Raw genomic sequence first — 264 nt, 5'->3', positions numbered from 1 at the left:
ATTACAATCGACCCAGCGAGAAACCGCGTTACGGGAGTTGGGCCGGGATTATATGCAGGCGGGCTTTCTGGAGCGCGCTGAAGACACGTTTGCTAAGTTACTTTCCAGTGATAAGCATTTTGATTTTGCCCAACAACAACTGTTTGCTATTTACCAGACCACAAAAGAGTGGGAAAGGGCGATTGCACTGGCAGAAAAGATGCTGCAAGACAATGAAGTAGTTCGCACAAAACTCGCCCACTTTTATTGTGAGCAAGCTCAAAT

The 264-nt window shown here is 46.6% G+C and carries 1 pseudogene; it reads left to right on the top strand.

What is annotated here, in order from left to right:
* Positions 1–264: pseudogene (locus tag NLF92_RS13220) on the top strand (lipopolysaccharide assembly protein LapB); the annotation flags it as partial.

This window comes from Opacimonas viscosa (assembly GCF_024199005.1).
In the GTDB taxonomy this organism is placed as follows: domain Bacteria; phylum Pseudomonadota; class Gammaproteobacteria; order Enterobacterales; family Alteromonadaceae; genus Opacimonas; species Opacimonas viscosa.
This window is presented reverse-complemented; position numbering and strand designations above follow the sequence as displayed.